Origin of the sequence: Pseudoduganella flava (assembly GCF_007830495.1) — a bacterium.
Lineage (GTDB): Bacteria > Pseudomonadota > Gammaproteobacteria > Burkholderiales > Burkholderiaceae_D > Rugamonas > Rugamonas flava.
On record NZ_VLKW01000001.1, the window covers coordinates 898,789 to 917,085 of the forward strand.

At 63.9% G+C, this 18,297-nt stretch carries 16 protein-coding genes; 14 read left to right on the forward strand and 2 right to left on the reverse strand.

From position 1 onward, the window contains the following. Positions 1-5: 5 nt before the first annotated feature. The 4 genes from IP92_RS03920 to IP92_RS03935 all read left to right on the forward strand — a co-directional run bounded on the left by IP92_RS03920 (position 6) and on the right by IP92_RS03935 (position 4,831). Positions 6-1,421, forward strand: coding sequence for a DUF1501 domain-containing protein (locus tag IP92_RS03920; RefSeq protein WP_145873174.1), 1,416 nt, complete (start codon positions 6-8; stop codon positions 1,419-1,421). A gap of 85 nt (positions 1,422-1,506) precedes the next feature. After that, positions 1,507-2,496: a glycosyltransferase family protein gene (locus IP92_RS03925; protein ID WP_145873175.1), complete on the forward strand. Its 990-nt coding sequence runs from the start codon at positions 1,507-1,509 to the stop codon at positions 2,494-2,496. A gap of 15 nt (positions 2,497-2,511) precedes the next feature. Then, entirely contained in the window at positions 2,512-3,750 is a 1,239-nt protein-coding gene (locus tag IP92_RS03930) for a glycosyltransferase (RefSeq protein ID WP_145873176.1), read from the forward strand. A gap of 16 nt (positions 3,751-3,766) precedes the next feature. After that, complete coding sequence (locus IP92_RS03935) at positions 3,767-4,831, forward strand: glycosyltransferase family 4 protein (RefSeq protein WP_145873177.1); 1,065 nt, start codon at positions 3,767-3,769, stop codon at positions 4,829-4,831. A gap of 62 nt (positions 4,832-4,893) precedes the next feature. Here the strand turns inward: IP92_RS03935 and IP92_RS03940 are convergent, their stop codons facing one another. Next, a complete protein-coding gene (locus IP92_RS03940; protein ID WP_158206818.1) occupies positions 4,894-6,288 on the reverse strand; it encodes a phenylacetate--CoA ligase family protein in 1,395 nt (464 codons plus the stop codon). Between the two features lie 182 nt (positions 6,289-6,470). Here IP92_RS03940 and IP92_RS03945 point away from each other — a divergent pair, with 182 nt between their 5' ends. The 10 genes from IP92_RS03945 to IP92_RS03990 all read left to right on the forward strand — a co-directional run bounded on the left by IP92_RS03945 (position 6,471) and on the right by IP92_RS03990 (position 17,494). Continuing rightward, entirely contained in the window at positions 6,471-8,486 is a 2,016-nt protein-coding gene (locus tag IP92_RS03945) for a heparinase II/III family protein (RefSeq protein ID WP_229418606.1), read from the forward strand. An 11-nt stretch (positions 8,487-8,497) separates the two neighbouring features. Further along, positions 8,498-9,808: a nucleotide sugar dehydrogenase gene (locus IP92_RS03950; protein WP_145873179.1), complete on the forward strand. Its 1,311-nt coding sequence runs from the start codon at positions 8,498-8,500 to the stop codon at positions 9,806-9,808. Next, entirely contained in the window at positions 9,792-11,045 is a 1,254-nt protein-coding gene (locus IP92_RS03955) for a glycosyltransferase family 4 protein (protein WP_145873180.1), read from the forward strand. The genes IP92_RS03950 and IP92_RS03955 overlap by 17 nt, the downstream gene beginning before the upstream one ends. After that, positions 11,046-12,044 (forward strand): UDP-glucose 4-epimerase GalE, encoded by a 999-nt coding sequence (gene galE / locus IP92_RS03960; protein WP_145873181.1) that lies wholly within the window; start codon positions 11,046-11,048, stop codon positions 12,042-12,044. 19 nt (positions 12,045-12,063) lie between these two features. Next, positions 12,064-13,230, forward strand: a complete 1,167-nt coding sequence (locus IP92_RS03965) for a nucleotidyltransferase family protein (RefSeq protein ID WP_145873182.1) — start codon at positions 12,064-12,066, stop codon at positions 13,228-13,230. Then, positions 13,227-14,645 (forward strand): mannose-1-phosphate guanylyltransferase/mannose-6-phosphate isomerase, encoded by a 1,419-nt coding sequence (locus tag IP92_RS03970; RefSeq protein WP_145873183.1) that lies wholly within the window; start codon positions 13,227-13,229, stop codon positions 14,643-14,645. The genes IP92_RS03965 and IP92_RS03970 overlap by 4 nt, the downstream gene beginning before the upstream one ends. A 34-nt stretch (positions 14,646-14,679) precedes the next feature. Beyond that, the gene (locus IP92_RS03975) at positions 14,680-15,123 is read left to right on the forward strand and encodes a serine O-acetyltransferase (protein WP_145873184.1); all 444 of its coding nucleotides are present in this window, start codon (positions 14,680-14,682) and stop codon (positions 15,121-15,123) included. 165 nt (positions 15,124-15,288) lie between these two features. Continuing rightward, positions 15,289-15,840 (forward strand): FxDxF family PEP-CTERM protein, encoded by a 552-nt coding sequence (locus IP92_RS03980; protein ID WP_145873185.1) that lies wholly within the window; start codon positions 15,289-15,291, stop codon positions 15,838-15,840. Positions 15,841-15,857: 17 nt separating this feature from the next. Then, complete coding sequence (locus tag IP92_RS03985) at positions 15,858-16,403, forward strand: FxDxF family PEP-CTERM protein (RefSeq protein ID WP_145873186.1); 546 nt, start codon at positions 15,858-15,860, stop codon at positions 16,401-16,403. 89 nt (positions 16,404-16,492) lie between these two features. Beyond that, on the forward strand, positions 16,493-17,494 hold the full coding sequence (locus IP92_RS03990; protein ID WP_145873187.1) for a TIGR03790 family protein: 1,002 nt from the start codon (positions 16,493-16,495) through the stop codon (positions 17,492-17,494). A 35-nt stretch (positions 17,495-17,529) separates the two neighbouring features. Here IP92_RS03990 and IP92_RS30095 read toward each other — a convergent pair whose 3' ends face one another. Next, positions 17,530-18,252 carry a PEP-CTERM sorting domain-containing protein gene (locus IP92_RS30095; protein ID WP_199271820.1) on the reverse strand — a complete coding sequence of 241 codons (723 nt, stop codon included), beginning with the start codon at positions 18,250-18,252 and terminating at the stop codon, positions 17,530-17,532. Positions 18,253-18,297: the final 45 nt, after the last annotated feature.

Consider the following 18,297-nt stretch of genomic DNA (forward strand, 5'->3'; position numbering starts at 1 on the left):
AGACCATGATTGAATCCACTTCCCGCCGCCGCTTTCTGGCCTCCGCGGCGTCCTTCGCCGGCGTGAGTACCGTTCCCGTGCTGGCCGGCATGGCCGCGACGGCCAACGCCGCCGCGAGCGGAGATTATCGGGCGCTGGTATGCGTGTTCCTGAACGGCGGTAACGACGCCTATAACACGGTGCTGGCGACGGACGCCACGTCATGGGAGCAATACCAGCGCTTCCGCTCGTCCGGCATGGCGTCGATCGCGCTCGGCACGCCGGCCTCCGCCGGCGGCCCGCTGCCGCTGGGGCTGACGACGCAGCAGCCTGGTCGCAGCTTCGGCCTACACCCGAATCTCGGTGCGATCAAGGCGCTGTTCGATGCAGGCCGCGTCGCGATCGTGTCGAACGTTGGCCCGCTGGTCCAACCGACCACGCTGGCGGAATACAAGAACGGCACCGCCCAGCTGCCGCGCGAACTGTTCTCGCATAACGACCAGCAATCGGTGTGGCAGTCGTCGCGGCCGGAAGGCGCTGCGTACGGCTGGGGCGGCCGTCTGGCGGACATGATTGCCGCAGGCAACAGCAACAATGCGTTCACGTGCATCTCGACGGCGGAAAACGCCGTGTTCGTCACGGGCCGCAACATCGGTCAATACCAGATGAGTGCCAGCGGCGTGCCCGCCGTGCTGTCGATGGATGGCACGCTGTTCAGCGTCCACAACCATCCGCTTGCCAGCATCATCGGCAGCGCCTCGAACAACCTGATCGAGAAGGAATACGTCGCCACCACGCAGCGCGCGCTCGAAACGCAGGGCGTGCTGGCGGCCGCAATGGCGACCAGCGGCAATGGCGGCGTGCCGGCGCCGTCGAACTACATCAACCCCGTCACGAACGTCGCGGCTGTCAATCCGCTCGCGGTGCAGTTGCAGACGGTGGCGCGGGTGATCGCGGCCCGTTCCGTCCTCGGCGTCAAGCGGCAGGTCTTCTTCGTCAGTCTTGGCGGTTTCGACACGCACGCCAACCAGCGCACCCGCCACGCCGACCTGATGGCGAAACTGGCGCACGGCCTGTCGTATTTCGATTCCATCACAGGCAACCTGATGGGAAGTAATATGCGCGAGCAGATCACGACGTTCACGGCGTCCGACTTCGGCCGGACGCTGGTGACCAATGGCGACGGCACCGACCATGGCTGGGGCGGTCACCACTTCGTGATGGGCGGCGCCGTCCGGGGCCGCGACATGTATGGCTACTTCCCGGCGGTGGGGCTCAACCATGCGCACGACGTCGGCCGCGGCGCATTGTTGCCGAACCTGGCGGTGGAGCAGTACGGCGCCACACTGGGGCGCTGGTTCGGCGTCAGCGACAGTCAATTGCTCGATGTCTTCCCCAATCTGGTCAACTTCAAGACGCGGAATATCGGTTTCATGTCCTGAGCGCACGTTTGACCGGCCGTATCGCTGAGTGCTATCATTGTCGATATTGCAATAGGGAGTTGCCGGTTCGGGCAAGGAATAGACGATGATTCATATTCTGCAGACGCCAGGCGGCGGCTATCGCGACATCATTCAGTATCTGGAGGCGCGCGGTGCACGTGTGACGGTGCTGCGCCCGCCGACGCGGGGCGGGGCGCGCTTCCACGGCAAGATCGCCATCCTGAAGTCGATGCTGTCGCCCCACCTGCTCAAGGCACGCGGGGTCTGGACGGCGAGCGACACGGTGCTGGCGATCGGCTGGGAGGCATTGACGCTGCAGGCGCTGATCAAGATCGGCTATTTGCCCCGTCCCGCGAAATTCCTGGCGCTGGCCTGTTTCGTCCACAGCGAAAAGGTGCGCCGGGTCATGAATTCCCTGTGGCGCGTCGTGCGTAACCCCGGTCTCGGTTTCGTCGCCTTTTCGGAAGGCGAGCGCCGTAACCTGATCGAGAACTGCGGCATCGCACCCGAAAACGTCCATTTCCACTTATGGCGCCAGGACCTGGATGGCCGCGCCCAGCCGGGCCAGCTCAGCGACGACGGCTCCATCTTCGCCGGCGGTTATTCGAACCGCGACTATGGCCTGCTGCGCGAGGCGGCAGCCGACCTGCCGGCCACGCTGGTGATCGTCGCATCCGAGCGCAACGGCCTGCCGCCCGCCGAGAACGAGCGTACCCGTATCTACCTGGATTTGCCGGAAGCGGAATTCGAGGCGCTGCTGGCGCGCTGCCGCGTGGTGGCGATGCCGCTGCGCAGCGCGGGCGAGGCGTGCGGCCAGAGCGTGCTGCTGCGCGTACTGCGCAACGGCAAGCCGCTGATCACGAGCCGCCATGAATCCATCGAGGCCTATCTGGGCCGCGATTACCCCGGCTTCGTGCCGGCCGGCGACGTGGACGCGATGCGCAAGGCGCTGCAGCGGGCGTTGGACGATTCCGCCTGGCGTGCGCAACTGGCCAAGCGGATCGAAGCCGCGGCGCAGCAGCTGGACAGCCATGGCGAACCGGGTGCCGACATCGAGCGTTTCCTGTTGGCGTAAGCAGTGAAGAACCAAATGACTCAAGCTTCTCAAGCAGCAAACCCGACGAACAAGCCCCTTCGCATTCTCCAACTGGTACCGGAAACGCTCCCGACTTTTCGCGCCGATGTCACGGTGCTGTTCGGGAAATACCTGCCGCGTCACGGTATTGCAACCGATGTCGTCGGCAAGGGCAGCCAGGCGCCGTTGCCGGAGCAAGGCTTTGCTTCCACGCGCCGGTCGACGATGGGCAAGCGCTGGCGCACCGAGCTGGGCTTCGCATGGCTGTGTATCCGTTCGGTGCTGCAAGCGCGCCGCGACCATTGCGATGTGATCCAGGCGCGCGACATGGTGAGCCTGGGCGCCGTCGCACTTCTCATCGCCCGCTTGAAGGGCATTCCTTTCGTCTACTGGATGTCGTTCCTGATGTGTGAGGGACGCATCGACCGTGCCCGTTCCCGCCTGCGCAATGGCGGCGGCTTGCGCGACCGGCTTGTGCTGCTGAAGGGACTCGTTGAATACTGGCTGCTGTACAACGTCGTGCTGCGTCATGCCGACCACGTGTTCGTGCAGAGCGACGCCATGCTGGATTTGCTGGCAGGGCAGGGCGTGCCACGCGGGAAAATGACGCCGGTGCCGATGGGCGTGGACATGGAAGTGCTGGCAACGCGGCCCACGCCACGCCGCCTGCCTGGCTGGGAGGGCGTGCCGCTGCTGGCTTATCTCGGTACGCTCGATCCGCTGCGGGACATCCACATGGTCGTCGATGCGCTGGTGATCATCCGGCGCACCTACCCGACCGCGCGCCTGCTGTTGATCGGCGATGCGCCGCAACGGGCGGACGTGGACGCACTGCTCAAACACGCGGCCGACAGCGGTGTCGGGGAGGCCGTCCATGTCACCGGCTGGCTGCCGTCGGCACAGGCGTGGGAGTTGCTTGCCGGTGCGGACGCCGCTGTGTCGTACTTCCCGCGGGGCAAGATTCTCGATACGAATTCGCCGACGAAGGTGCTGGAATACCTGGCGCTGGGCATTCCCAGCCTGGGCAACGACAATCCGGACCAGCGTAACGTGATGCTGGAGTCCGATGCCGGCTGGCTGACCGCGAGCACGCCCGAGGCGCTTGCCGAAGCGGCCTGCATGGTGTTCGCGGACCCGCAAGGCGCGTCCCGCCGGGCCGCCTCCGGGCCCCGTTATATCGAAGCAAAGCGCAGCTATCGGGTGCTGGCCGAGACCGTAGCGCAGCGATATCGTTCCTTCCTTGGACAACACTGACGATCTCGACCAAAGCATGAAACATATCGTAATGATGGGCACCAGCCCCATGACCAAGGGGGGCGTGGCGTCGGTCGTCCAGGTGTACCAGCAAGCGGGATTGTTCGACCGTTTTCCGATCCATTACGTCGCCACCCACTGCGATGGCGGCAAGGTGGCCAAGCTGCGGGTGATGGTGTCGGCTTACCTGGAGATGCTGCGTCTGCTGCTGACCGGCCGGGTGGCGCTGCTGCACGGGCACGTGGCGTCGCGGGCCAGCTTCTGGCGCAAGTATGGCCTGTTCCAGCTGGCCCACCTGTTCGGCGTGCCGACGATCCTGCACCTGCACGGCGGCGAATTCTCGATCTTCTATGCGAAGGAATGCGGCCCGGTCAAACAATGGCTGATCCGCCGGCTGTACGACAAGGTCAGCTGGGTGCTGGTGCTGTCGACGCACTGGCAGAACTGGGTCCGCACGATCAGCCGCAATCCACGCATCGAAGCGCTGTACAACCCCGTCATCGCGGACGCCGCGCCGGCGCCGTGGGAAAGCCGCGACCCCGCTTCCGTGCTGACACTGGGCCGCATGAACAAAGGCAAGGGCAGCTACGACCTGTTGGCCGCCACCGCGGAGCTGCGCGACCCGCCGGTGCGCGTGATGCTGGGCGGCGACGGCGAACTGGAGCAGGTGCGCCAGCGTGGCGCCGAGCTGGGCATGGCGGACCGCCTGCAATTGCTGGGCTGGGTGGGGCCGGACGACAAGCCGGGCTACCTCGCCCGCGCCACCGTGTACGCGTTGCCGTCGTATGCCGAAGGCTTGCCGATGAGTGTGCTGGAGGCGATGGCTGCCGGCATTCCCGTCGTCACGACGCCGGTCGGTGGCATTCCCGATGCCGTCACGGACGGGGTCGAGGGATTCCTCGTGCAGCCGGGGGACGTGACGGCGCTGCGGCAAAAGCTGCAGTTGCTGCTGAACGATAACGCGCTGGCGCGGCGCATGGGCGAGGCGGGCCGGCGCAAGATCGAAACGACCTTTGCCAGCACAGTGATCATGCCGCGCCTGGAAAAAATCTATCGCGAGTTGTGCGACGCCGGTCGCTGAACCTGGCGGAAAGAACAAGGGCCGGCTGACTAGCCGGCCCTTCGTTTTTCAGCCGCCCTTGCTCAGGTCAGCGACGGCGCCGGCTTCGGCGCCGCCGCAGCGGTGGCAGAGCGCAACTCCTTCGCGCCCTGCCATTCCTGCGACACCCATTTGAACTTGCCGCTCGGCTGCAGCGGAATGTCATCCATCAAGCGGATGCGCGCATGCACGCGCTCGGTGACGAGCTCGCGGATATTGCGCAGCATCTTTTCCTCGTCCGCCTTCGTGAAGCCGGCTTCCGGCACGATCCTGACTTCCCACTCGCCGGGCCCGACCTGCGCCATCTGCGTCTTGCTGATGCGCTCCAGGCCCTTCAGGGCGAACGTGATGATCGATGCGCTGATGGGATTGTTGTCGCTGTCGAAGAGCTGGTCCTCGACCTTGCCGGAAGAGAGTTCGATGCGGGGATAATGGCGGCCGCACGGGCAACTGCCGGATATCCAGCGCGCCTTGTCCGAAATGCGGTAACGCACCAGCGGCATCACCAGGTTGTGCAGCGTGGTTCCCACCACGTAACCGAACCCGTCAGTTGGATTGTTCTGCTCGTCGAGGATCTCGACGTATGAATACTCCGGATTCAGGTGGTAATAGCCGTGCTCGCACTGTCCGGCAAAGGCCGTGCGCTCGGCCATGCCATAGAAGTCGAACACGCGGCAGCCGAATGCCCGCTCGATCTGTTCGCGCTGGGCGGGGAAGACCGGTTCCGAGCCGGTAATGACGGCGCGCAGCCGCAGCGGATGGCCCAGCTGTTCGGCGGCGCGCGCCAGTTCATACGAAGAGGACGGGTAGGCGCGCAACTGCGCTGCGCCCTGGGCCGCGATGCGGTCGAGCATCGCGCCGGCCGTGCGCAGCGTCAGGTGGCGGGTCGACACGAACAGTTGCTTGCCGTAGCGGTCCCACAGCCAGTACGGCGGATTGGCCTGCTTGGCCGGCACGATCTGGTCGCCGCGCAGGATGGCCTGGGCGGCGCCGTTGCGGTGCCCGGCCCATGCCCAGTACTGCAGGTGGAAGGCCTCTTCCCAGATGACGGAATCCAGGCTGCGGAACACTTCCAGCGGCGTGCCCGACGTGCCGCTGGTCTTGCCCAGCGGCCACCACGGCTTGCGTGCGCCGCCATTCGGGTAATACAGCGCCCGATTGTTGACGAGGTCGGGCTTGCTGACGACGGGATAATGACGGCGCAGCCAGACGCGCGGATCCACGTCGGGCGGGCAAGCCGGTACGCCGGCATAGCGCGGCAAGCGTGCGCGCGCCGTCTCCAGGGTACGGCGCAGCAGCGCGCTCTGCCGTTCAAGAATTTGCGCTTCCGGCAGGGTCTCGCGCTCGATCAGGGCGCGCGCGCGCGCCAGCGCGAACGGATTGCGACGGACGAGGTGCCGGGTGATCAGGGAAAGGTGTTGGGTGATCGTCGACGGCATGAGTGCATGGGCCAGCCCGAGGGCAGGCCTGGAGGGTTGGTTAAATATCAACAGTGTCAAACTATAGCCGCTTGTGTGGCGGCGCGTCAAATTGCCGAGCACGCAAGCGTGCACTGGAAGCGCCCGCAGTGTATATGATAAGATCATTGTCTAGTTGTCAACCACTGCAAGGAGAGCGCGCTGTGTCCACGCTCGCATGGAAATTTAACAGATTGAAATTGATGGGCCCGGCCGAGATCGTTTGGCGGGTAACTCAGCTGGCCCAGAAAAAGGCGAGCAAGATCGGCGTGGGACTGGCTGCGCGGCCGCCCGCACCGTCGCTGGCCCGGTTCGGCGCCACGTTTGTCGGAGCGCTGGAAGGCGGCGACGGCATCGACGTGGTCGCGCTGCGCGCGTCGGCCGACGCGATCCTGGCGGGGCGGTGGAATGTGTTTGCGATGCGCGGACTCAACCTGGGCTTCCCGCCGCAGTGGAACCGCGACCCGAAGACGGGGACCGTTGCGCCGATGAAGCTGGGCAAGGCGATTGATTACCGCCGCGAGTCCGTCGTCGGCGACATCAAATATCTATGGGAACCGAGCCGCCACCTGGAGCTGGTAACGCTGGCGCTGGCCTGGCGCGCGAGCGGCGAGCAGCGCTATGCCGCCGGCGCGCGGCTGCTGCTGGAATCGTGGTTCGACCAATGCCCTTACCCGCAGGGTGTACACTGGACCAGCTCGCTGGAGCTGGCCGTGCGCCTGGTGAACTGGGCGTTTGCCTGGCAATTGCTGGGCGGCGCCGACAGCGCGCTGTTCAAGGGGGAAGAGGGCGGCCGCTTCCAGCGCCGCTGGCTCGATAATATCTACCAGCATTGCCACTTCATCCGCGGCTACTTCTCGCGCCATTCGTCCGCCAACAACCATCTGTTTGGCGAGTACATGGGCCTGTTCGTGGCCAGCGTCCAATGGCCGTGCTGGCCGGAAAGCACGCGCTGGCAAGCGCTGGCGCGGCGCGGCCTGGAGGTGGAGGCCGTCAAGCAGAACACCGCGGACGGCGTCAACAAGGAACAGGCGATCTATTACCAGCACGAAGTGATGGACATGATGCTGCTGTGCCATCACATCGGGCAGGCCAACGGTGCGGGGTTCTCGGCCACTTACCTGCAGCGGCTCGAGCGGCTCGCCGAGTTTGTCGCCGCGTTGATGGATGTCGGCGGCAATGTGCCGATGACGGGCGACGCAGACGACGCCCAGATGGTGCGGCTGTCGTATGAAGACGGCTGGAGCCCGTATCGTTCGCTGCTCGCGAGCTGCGCGCTGCTGTTCAACCGCGGCGACTTGAAGCACAAAGCGGGCCGGCTGGACGACAAGAACCGCTGGCTGTTCGGCAGTGCGGGCGCCACGCGCTGGCAGGCGCTGGCGGATGCGCCGGAAAAGCCCGTGCTGGCCTTCCCGGAGGGTGGGTATTATCTGCTCGGCAAGGAATTTGGCACCCCGGGCGAAGTGCGGATCGTCATCGACTGCGCGCCGCTCGGCTACCTGTCGATCGCCGCGCATGGCCACGCCGATGCGCTGTCGTTCACGCTGTCGGCCGGGGGCGAGGAGCTGCTGATCGATCCGGGCACGTATGCGTACCACACGCAGAAGGCATGGCGCGATTATTTCCGCAGCACGGCCGCCCATAATACTGTCCAGGTCGACAACCAGGACCAGTCCGAGATCGGCGGCAACTTCATGTGGCTGCACAAGGCACAAGCCACGCGGGTCGCCCATATCCCCGAAGGACAGGCGCAATTGTTCGAAGGCGTGCAGGACGGCTACCGCAAACTGGCGGATCCGGTGCTGCACCGCCGCAAAATTACGTTTGACGCAAATTGTAACGCTATTGTTGTAAAAGATATATTAGAATGCCGGGGCGCTCACGATATCGCCCTGCATTGGCACTTCGCGGAGGGGTGCCGGGTGGAGGCAGAGGGCGCGGACGTCGTCGCACAAGGGGAACGCAACCGTTTGCGGATGAGTTCCCCGTTCGGCGGCGGGCCTCAGTTGCTGCGTTGCAGCGAAGCGCCCATCGCGGGATGGATTTCGCGCAAATTCGATGAGAAGAGTGCGATCACGACAGCGGTGTGGCGCGGCAGGATCGATGGAACGACCGAAATCGAAACCCGGATCACGCTTGACGTGGCAGGTGATGTCGTAAGCGGTAAATCAAACATTTAAGGAGTGGTATCTTGAAAATCAGTATCTTTGGCCTGGGCTACGTGGGGGCGGTCTCCGCCGGCTGCCTGGCAACCGACGGACACACGGTGGTCGGCGTCGACCCGAACCGCACCAAGGTCGACCTGATCAACCAGGGCACCACGCCGATCATCGAAAAAGACATCGGCGAGATGATTTCGAAGACCGTCAAGGACGGTCTGCTGCGCGCGACGACCGATGTGCGCGACGCCGTGCTGAACACCGATATCTCGCTGATCTGCGTGGGCACGCCGTCCCAGCTGAACGGCAACCTGGACCTGTCGCACGTGCGCAAGGTGTGCCAGGAGATCGGCGCCGCCATCAAGGAAAAGAGCGACTTCCACGTCGTCGTCGCGCGCAGCACGATGCTGCCGGGCTCGATGCGGGCCGTCGTGATCCCGACCCTGGAAGAAGCGTCCGGCAAGAAGGCCGGCGTCGACTTCGGCGTCTGCAACAACCCGGAATTCCTGCGTGAAGGCACCGCGGTATACGACTACTACCATCCGCCGAAGACCGTGATCGGCGAGACCGACGAGCGCGCCGGCCTGATGCTGCTGCAGCTGTACGAAAAAATGGAAGCGCCGCTGGTGCGCACCGACGTCGAGACGGCCGAGATGGTCAAGTACACGGACAACACGTGGCACGCCGTCAAGGTCGCGTTCGCGAACGAGATCGGCAACATCTGCAAGGCGGTGGGCATCGACGGCCACAAGGTCATGGAGATCTTCTGCCAGGATACCAAGCTGAACCTGTCGCCGTACTACATGAAGCCGGGCTTCGCGTTCGGCGGCTCGTGCCTGCCGAAGGACGTGCGCGCGCTGACGTACAAGGCCCGTTCGCTGGACCTGGAACTGCCGCTGCTGGACTCGATCCTGCCGTCGAATCGCAAGCAGGTGGAGAAGGGCGTCAACATGATCGTCGACAAGGGCAATCGCAAGGTCGGCATCCTGGGCTTCTCGTTCAAGGCCGGCACCGACGACCTGCGCGAATCGCCGCTGGTGGACGTCATCGAGTACTTGCTGGGCAAGGGTTACGAGCTGAAGCTGTATGACAAGAACGTGAACCTGGCCGCGCTGACCGGCGCGAACCAGGACTACATCCTGAACCACATTCCGCACATTTCGAAGCTGATGGTGAATTCCATGGAAGAAGTGCTGGCGTTCGCCGAGACCGTGGTGATCGGTAACGGCGCCGCGGAATTCAAGGAAGTGCCGGGCAAGCTGAAGGAAGGCCAGATCATCGTCGACCTCGTACGCATCAGCAAGGAGCAGAGCGGAGGACAGTACGATGGCATCTGCTGGTAATCGCAAGAGCCGGCGGGTCCTGATCCTGGTCGAGAACCTGCCATCCCCGTTCGACCGGCGGGTGTGGCAGGAAGCGACCACGCTGCATGCGAACGGCTACGAAGTGTCGATCATCTGCCCGACGGGCAAGGGGTACGAAAGCCGTTACGAGGAAATCGAAGGCATTCACATCTACCGCTACAAGCTGCCGCTGGAGGCCGAGGGCGCCAAGGGCTACGCGATCGAATACTCCGCGGCGCTGTTCCATACGTTCCGCCTGGCGTGGAAGGTGTTGTTCCAGCGTGGATTCGACGTGATCCACGCCTGCAACCCGCCCGACCTGCTGTTCCTGATCGGCGGGTTCTTCAAGCTCACGATGGGCAAGAAGTTCCTGTTCGACCACCACGACATCAATCCCGAGCTGTACGAGGCCAAGTTCGGCCGCCGCGATTTCTTCTACAAGCTGATGGTGCTGTTCGAGCGCTGGTCGTTCAAGACGTCCGACGTGTCGATCGCCACCAACGAGTCGTACAAGAAGATTGCGATCGAGCGTGGCGGCATGGACCCGGACAAGGTCTACGTCGTGCGCAGCGGCCCAAAGCTGGACCGGCTGCGCGTGCTGCCGCCCGTCGACAGCCTGAAGAAGGGCAAGCGTTACCTGGTCGGCTATGTCGGCGTGATGGGTGCGCAGGAAGGCATCGACCTGCTGCTCGAAGCGGCGCGCCACCTGATCGTCGACATGGGGCGCAAGGACGTGCACTTCGGCCTGGTGGGCGGCGGCACGTCGCTCGACCAGATGAAGGAGCTGGCGGTCAAGATGGGCATCGCCGATTACGTGACGTTCACGGGCCGGGTGCCGGACCAGGACTTGCTCGAGATGCTGAACACGTCGGACGTGTGCGTGAACCCTGACGTGGCGAACGACATGAACGACAAGTCGACGATGAACAAGATCATGGAGTACATGGCGCTCGGCAAGCCGATCGTGCAGTTCGACCTGGTCGAAGGCAAGGTGTCGGCGCAGGAGGCTTCGCTGTACGCGAACAAGAACGACCCGGTGGACATGGCGAAGAAGATCGCCGAACTGCTGGACGATCCGGAACGCCGCGAGCGGATGGGGGCCTACGGGCGCCACCGCGTCGTCAACGAACTGGAGTGGCAATACGAAGCGCCGAAACTGCTGGCGGCGTACGAGCGGCTGTACTCGGCGAACGCTCCGCTGCCCGGCGCAGTACCACCGTCATACAAAGGAAGCTGAATGAACATTCTCGTTACCGGAGGCATGGGTTACATCGGCTCGCACACGGTCGTCGAACTGCTCGCAGCGGGTCACGACGTGGTGGTTGTCGACAACCTCTCCAATGCCGACCGTTCCGTGCAGGAGCGCGTGGAGCGCATCGCCGGCAAGAAGTTCGAGTTCGTCGAGGGCGACATCCGCGACCGCGCCGCGCTGGAGAAGGCTTTCGCGCTGCGCAAGTTCGACTCGGTGATCCACTTCGCCGGCCTGAAGGCGGTCGGCGAGTCCGTGGCACAACCGCTGCGCTACTACGACAACAACGTCTCGGGCAGCGTCGCGCTGTGCGAGACGATGGCGAAATTCGGTGTGAAATCGATCGTGTTCAGCTCCTCGGCGACCGTCTACGGCGACCCCGCCTCGGTACCGATCACGGAAGATTTCCCGCTGTCGGCGACGAATCCATATGGCCGCAGCAAGCTGATGATCGAAGAGATCCTGCGCGACCTGTACAAGTCGGACAACAGCTGGCGCATCGCCTTGTTACGCTACTTCAATCCGGTCGGCGCGCATGAGAGCGGCCTGATCGGGGAAGAACCGAGCGGCATTCCGAACAACCTGATGCCGTACGTGGCGCAGGTGGCGGAAGGCCGGCGCGAATTCCTGTCCGTATTCGGCGGCGATTATCCGACGCCGGACGGTACCGGCGTGCGCGATTACATCCACGTGGTCGATCTCGCCATCGGCCACGTGAAGACGCTGGACAAGCTGGCGACAGCTTCCGGCGTCTATACCTACAATCTAGGGACCGGACGCGGCAACAGCGTGCTCGAGATGGTACGCGCCTTCGAAGCTGCCAGCGGACGGAAAGTGCCTTACAAGATCGTCGATCGACGACCCGGAGACGTTGCGGCCTGCTACGCGGATACGGCAAAGGCCGAACGTGAGCTCGGCTGGAAAGCACAGTTCGACATTGCCCGCATGTGCGTTGACACATGGCGTTGGCAATCCTCATCGAAATAATTTCTCAGGGGGTCTTCAGATGAAAGCAATGATTCTCGCGGCCGGCAAAGGCACGCGTGTACGGCCATTGACCTACGAATTACCGAAGCCGATGATTCCGATCCTCGGCAAGCCCGTGATGGCGTACCTGGTGGAGCATCTGGCCCGCTACGGCGTGACGGAAATCATGGTCAACGTCAGTTATCTGCACGAAAAGATCGAAGAGTATTTCGGCGAAGGCCATCAGTTCGGCGTGCAGATCGGTTACTCGTTCGAAGGCTATACGAACGACGACGGCGAGGTCGTGCCGGAGCCGCTTGGATCCGCTGGCGGCATCAAGAAGATCCAGGAATTCGGCGGCTTCTTCGATGAAACGACGATCGTGCTGTGCGGCGACGCGCTGATCGACCTCGATCTCAAGTCCGCGCTGTTCGAGCACCGCCGCAAGGGCGCGCTGGCGACCGTGATCACGCGCGAAGTCCCATGGGACAAGGTCTCGAGCTATGGCGTCGTCGTCAGCGACGAGGACGGCCGGATTCGCGAGTTCCAGGAAAAACCCGATCCGTCGGTCGCCAAATCGAATTGCGCCAGTACCGGCATCTACATCTTCGAACCGGAGGTGATCGACCTGATTCCGTCCGACCGCCCGTTCGACATCGGTTCCGAGCTGTTCCCGCTGCTGGCGGAAAAGGGCTTGCCGTTCTACAACCAGACGCGCAAGTTCAACTGGATCGACATCGGCAGCGTGAAGGACTACTGGCAGGTGCTGCAAGGCGTGCTGCTGGGCGAAGTCGCCAACATGGCGGTGCCGGGCATCCAGGTCGACGAAGGCCTGTGGGTCGGCCTGAACACCAGCATCGACTGGAACGGCGGCACCAGGATCGAAGGCCCCGTCTACATCGGTTCGGGTGTCAAGGTCGACGCCGGCGCGCACATCGTGGGCCCGACCTGGATCGGCCACGGCAGCCATATTTGTTCCGGCTCAAAGGTCATCCGTAGCGTTCTGTTTGAATATACACGTGTGTTACCGGATGTTACCCTGGACGAATTGATCGTATTTAAAGACTATAGTGTCGACCGCGCCGGTGAGATGAAACACGTCTCGCAGTACGAGTCGGACGAGTGGGCCAATGCGCGTGACCGCCGCGCCGCCCGCCGCCGCGAAAACGACCACGAACATACCCATTTAGAACAGAAAAAAGCATGAAGATATACCCCGTCATCCTGTCCGGCGGCGCCGGTACCCGCCTGTGGCCGCTGTCCCGCGCCGCGTTGCCGAAGCAGCTGCTGCCGCTGGTGTCCGACAAGACGATGCTGCAGGACACGGCGCTGCGCCTGGCCGGCCGTGCAGACCTGATGCAGCCGCTGATCGTCTGCGGCAACGAGCACCGCTTCCTCGTGGCCGAGCAGCTGCGTGAGATCAACGTGAAGCCACTCGGCATCCTGCTCGAACCGGAAGGCCGCAACACGGCCCCGGCCGTGGCTGCCGCCGCGCATTTCCTGAAGGCGGTCGATCCCGAGGCCGTGATGCTCGTGCTGCCGGCCGATCACGTGATCGAGGACACGGATGCGTTCTACCAGGCGATCGTGCGCGCGACTGCGCTGGTCGAGCATGGGGCGCTTGCCACGTTCGGCATCGTACCGACGGGACCGGAAACGGGCTATGGCTACATCAAGAGCGGCGAGCCGCTGCCGGTCGGCGACAACTGCTTCAAGGTCGACCGTTTCGTCGAAAAGCCGGACCGTGCCACCGCGGAAGGCTTTGTCGCCTCCGGCAATTATTTCTGGAACAGCGGCATGTTCCTGTTCCGCGCCGATGGCTACCTGAAAGAGCTCGAGCAGTTCCAGCCGGCGATCGCGCAAGCGGCCGGCGACGCCGTGACGAAGGGCTATCGCGATCTCGATTTCTGCCGCCTGGACGAGACCGCGTTTGCGGCCAGCCCGTCCGACTCGATCGACTATGCGGTGATGGAGCACACGCGCCACGCGGTCGTCGTGCCGGCATCGATCGGCTGGAACGACGTCGGCTCCTGGTCGGCGCTGTGGGAAGTGCAGCAGGGCGATGACAACGGCAATGTGTGCCGCGGCGACGTCTACCTGGATGGCGTGAAGAATTCGCTGGTGCGCGCGGAAAATCGCTGCGTGGCAGTGATCGGCGTCGAGGACGTCGTCGTCGTCGAAACCAACGACGCCGTGCTGGTCGCGCACAAGGACCAGGTCCAGCGCGTCAAGCAGGTGGTCGATCACCTGAAGTGCCAGGACCGCACCGAGCACCTGCACCATACCCGGGTCTACCGGCCGTGGGGCTGCTACGAAGGCATCGACATCGGCGACCGTTTCCAGGTCAAGCGCATCACGGTGAATCCGGGCGGCAAGCTGTCGCTGCAGATGCATCATCACCGCGCGGAGCACTGGATCGTTGTCTCGGGCACCGCCAAAGTGACGTGCGGCGACAAGGTGAGCCTGCTGACCGAAAACGAATCGACCTATATCCCGATCGGCATGAGCCACCGGTTGGAGAACCCGGGCAAGCTGCCCTTGCATCTGATCGAGGTACAGTCGGGCAGTTACCTGGGCGAGGATGACATCGTCCGCTTCGAAGATGTGTACCAGCGTGCCTGATTGACATTGGTGGGAAGCCATATGTGGAGGCGTCATGATCTTACTCTTCCGTCTCTACTCGTGGCTGTACCGTCATCGCGTACCGGTCTTGCCCCGCCTCCTGTACGGCCTGAACAGGATTCTGTTCGCTGTCGTCCTTCCGCCGGGTGTCGTCGTCGGCACCGGCGTCCGTTTTGCCTATAGCGGGTTGGGAACCGTCGTCCACGCGCGCGCGCGGATCGGTAATCACGTCAAGATTGGCCCGAACGTGACGATTGGCGGGCGGGCCGGGCTGCACGCCGTTCCCGTGATCGAGGAGGGTGCCGATATTGGCGCGGGCGCATGCGTTCTCGGTCCAGTGGTTATCGGCCGGAATGCCGTCGTCGGGGCGTGCGCCGTCGTGCTGCATGACGTACCGGCGGGTGCCATGGCGGTAGGGGTGCCCGCCACAGTGAAGCAACGGGAAATGGAACCCTGCCGCGCCCCCACCAGCGTGTAGCCTTCAACTCAACTAAGCGACATATGATTGCCACGCAACACATTAGTGCTGCGTGGCAATTTTTTATTGTAATTTTGCAAAAGGACTTGCCGTTCTGATATACTGCCGATCAGCATCAAAATTTTACTGACAGCCAACCTCAGTCCTCTGCAGGAATACCAGAACATGAAATTCACTTCCATCGTCACCGCCGTGCTTCTGCTGGCCGCGCCCGTGCTGGACGCCGCAGCAAAAGACATCAGCTCGCCGGTTCAGACCATCACCTTGAAGACGGGCGACAACTCGCTGAGCTTCGGCGACAACTTCGCCGGTGCAGCCGCGGGCGACACGTTCTCCGACCGCTTCTACTTCTCGCTGACGAGCACCGCCGACATCACGTCGAACGCCACGTCGAACGCAGCCAAGAGCGGCACCGGCCTGGACCTGACCGGCTACGGCATCTACAGCGCACTGACCAACGACCTCGTCATCGGTGGCACGAAGGTGTACGTGAACAAGTTCGGCGTGGCCGACAAGTGGACCGTGAGCGCCGACGACCTCGCCGCGGGCAACTACTACTTCCGCGTCGACGGCAAGATGCTGTCCTCGGGTGCTTCGTTCGCCGGCAATGGCACGATCACCGTCTCCGCACTGCCGGTGCCTGAGCCGACCATGCCTGCCATGCTGCTGGGTGGCCTGGCTATCCTCGGCGTCGCGGCACGTCGTAAAGCAAAATAATCGAACAGGACTTGAACATGAAAAAACTGCTGCAACTGTGCTTCGTCGCCGCAATGGCTCTCGGCACCCACGCTGCCCACGCCGCGCTGATCGATCACAGCCAGACCGCCGATATGTCGGCCACGCTGAATGCCAGCGGCTCGTTCGCATTCAACCGTACATTGCTGACGGATGCCCAAGCGCTGGGCGCCGACAAGAACTTCTTCTCCGACCGCTACGAGTTCACGCTGGACGTGCCGGTGCTGGCCGGCGGCATGATGACGTCGATCCGTTACACGAACGGCACGGGCCTGGAAATCACCGGCTTCAACCTGCGTCATGCGGACGGCACCTCGGTGTTCGAAGGCGACCTGGTCGATTCGGCCGACCAGACCTGGATGTTCGGCGGCGAAGACGCGCTGACGTCGGGCCGTTACTTCCTGGAAGTGAACGGCTACGCGACGGCCGCAAACGCGAGCTACAGCGGCACGCTGGCGGTGGCCGCCGTGCCGGAACCGGGTTCGCTGGCGCTGATGCTGGCAGGCCTGGGCGTGCTGGGCGTCGTGGCACGCCGCCGCAAGTAACAGCGGCTTGCTATAATCAAAAACGGAAGCCGCCGGCTTCCGTTTTTTTTCGTCCATCGTTTTTGTCATTGCTACGGGAGGTCAAGCTTTTGCGACCCGCCATCATCCTGTCGGCCTTGCTGGCCGCCGCCAGTGCCGCGCACGCGGCAACTCCACTGCAACCGTCCCAGTTGGGGCTCGTGATCAACGACGACGAGCCGAACAGCGTCGAGCTTGGCGAGTACTACCGCGCTGCGCGCGGCATTCCCGAAGCCAATATCGTGCACGTGCGGATCCCGAACAAGCCGCGCAAGCTCGGCGCCGAGCAGTTCGCGCGGCTGAAGGCGGAGATCGACGAGAAGCTGGGCCCGCAGGTGCAGGCCGTGTTGATGGTGTGGACGGCGCCGTACGCCGTCGAATGCAATGGCATCACGGCCGCCTATACGCTGGGCTTCGATCCGACGCAATGCGCCAACACGTGCGCACCCGGCAAGCAAACCGCTTACTTCAACAGCGATACGGGGTTGCCGTGGACGGAGCGGCGCATGCGCTTGTCGATGCTGCTGCCCACCGAGTCCGTCGAGGAGGGCAAGGCGCTGATCGACCGCGGCAAGGCGGCGGGATTCCGGGTGCCGGCTGCCGGCGCGTACTATCTCGTGACCAGCGAGCAGGCTCGCAACAGCCGGGCGGAGTTCTTCCCGAAGTCGGGCGCCATCCCGCAGCGCAAGCTGACGATCCATACGCTGCGTGAGGACGTGCTGGAAGGAAAACGCGACGTGATGATCTACCAGACCGGCAAGGCGAAAGTGGACAAGCTCGAGACGCTGCAGTTCCTGCCGGGCGCGCTGGCCGACCACCTGACTTCGCTCGGCGGCGACTTGCTGGGCAATGGGCAGATGAGCAGCCTGCGCTGGCTGGAAGCGGGCGCGACGGCAAGTTACGGCACCGTCAGCGAGCCGTGCAATTTCTGGCAGAAGTTCCCCAGTCCCGCGGTGCTGTTACGCCACTATCTGGGTGGTGCCAGCGCGATCGAGGCTTACTGGCGCAGCGTCGCGTGGCCGGCGCAGGGCGTGTTCATCGGCGAGCCGCTGGCAGCCCCCTACAAACGCTGATCTTCGGCTGGGCGCGATTCGGCTGAACGGACCCTTCAGCGACGGCGGCGCAGCAGGGCCAGCGCGCCCAGCCCGCCCACCAGCATCGCCCATGTCGACGGCTCGGGAACCGGCGCCGGCGTCAGCGTCGGACCGGTGGAGGCGCTGTCATCTGCCATGCGCCCGCCGGAGCGCGACGTCAGTGCGCCGCCCGTCGACACCGGCACCGTTGCGTCGGCGCCTTGCGGCGCGGCGATGAAACCGTATGCCTCTTTGGACAGCGTCGTCACGCGGCCACCTGGCGCGTCGGGGATGCCATACACCGGGCCGTCCCATGCGACGTAGTCGACCGTTTCGCCGAACAGGTCCGTCGCACCGCGCGACTGGCCGAAGCCGACCGCTGCACGGCCCTCGCTGGTCGTCATGTCCACCGTGTAGACGCGCTTGCCGTTGCGCAGCGCGTGTTCGTCGCGGTCGTCGCCGAAGCGGTGACGGCCCGGCTCCGCCTCATCCCGAGTGAAGCCACTGGACGGCGTCACGCCCGCATTGCCGCGCGACGCGGTGAGGACAACACCATCGGCCAGGCGGCAGGCGCCGCGGCCATCCAGGTCCGCATCCTTGCGCTGCTGCCGTGCTTGAACGCCATCTTCCTGGATCGCCTTGTCGCATGGGGAAGCCTGCTGTGCCTCCTGTTGCGACCCTTCCTGCGATGGTGCTGCGTAACCACTGGTAGCGAACGCGAAAGCGGCGATGAACGAAAGCGGGCGGAGAGTGGACATGGATTTCTAATCAGACATGTATGTGTACAGAGTGTAAATGTACCA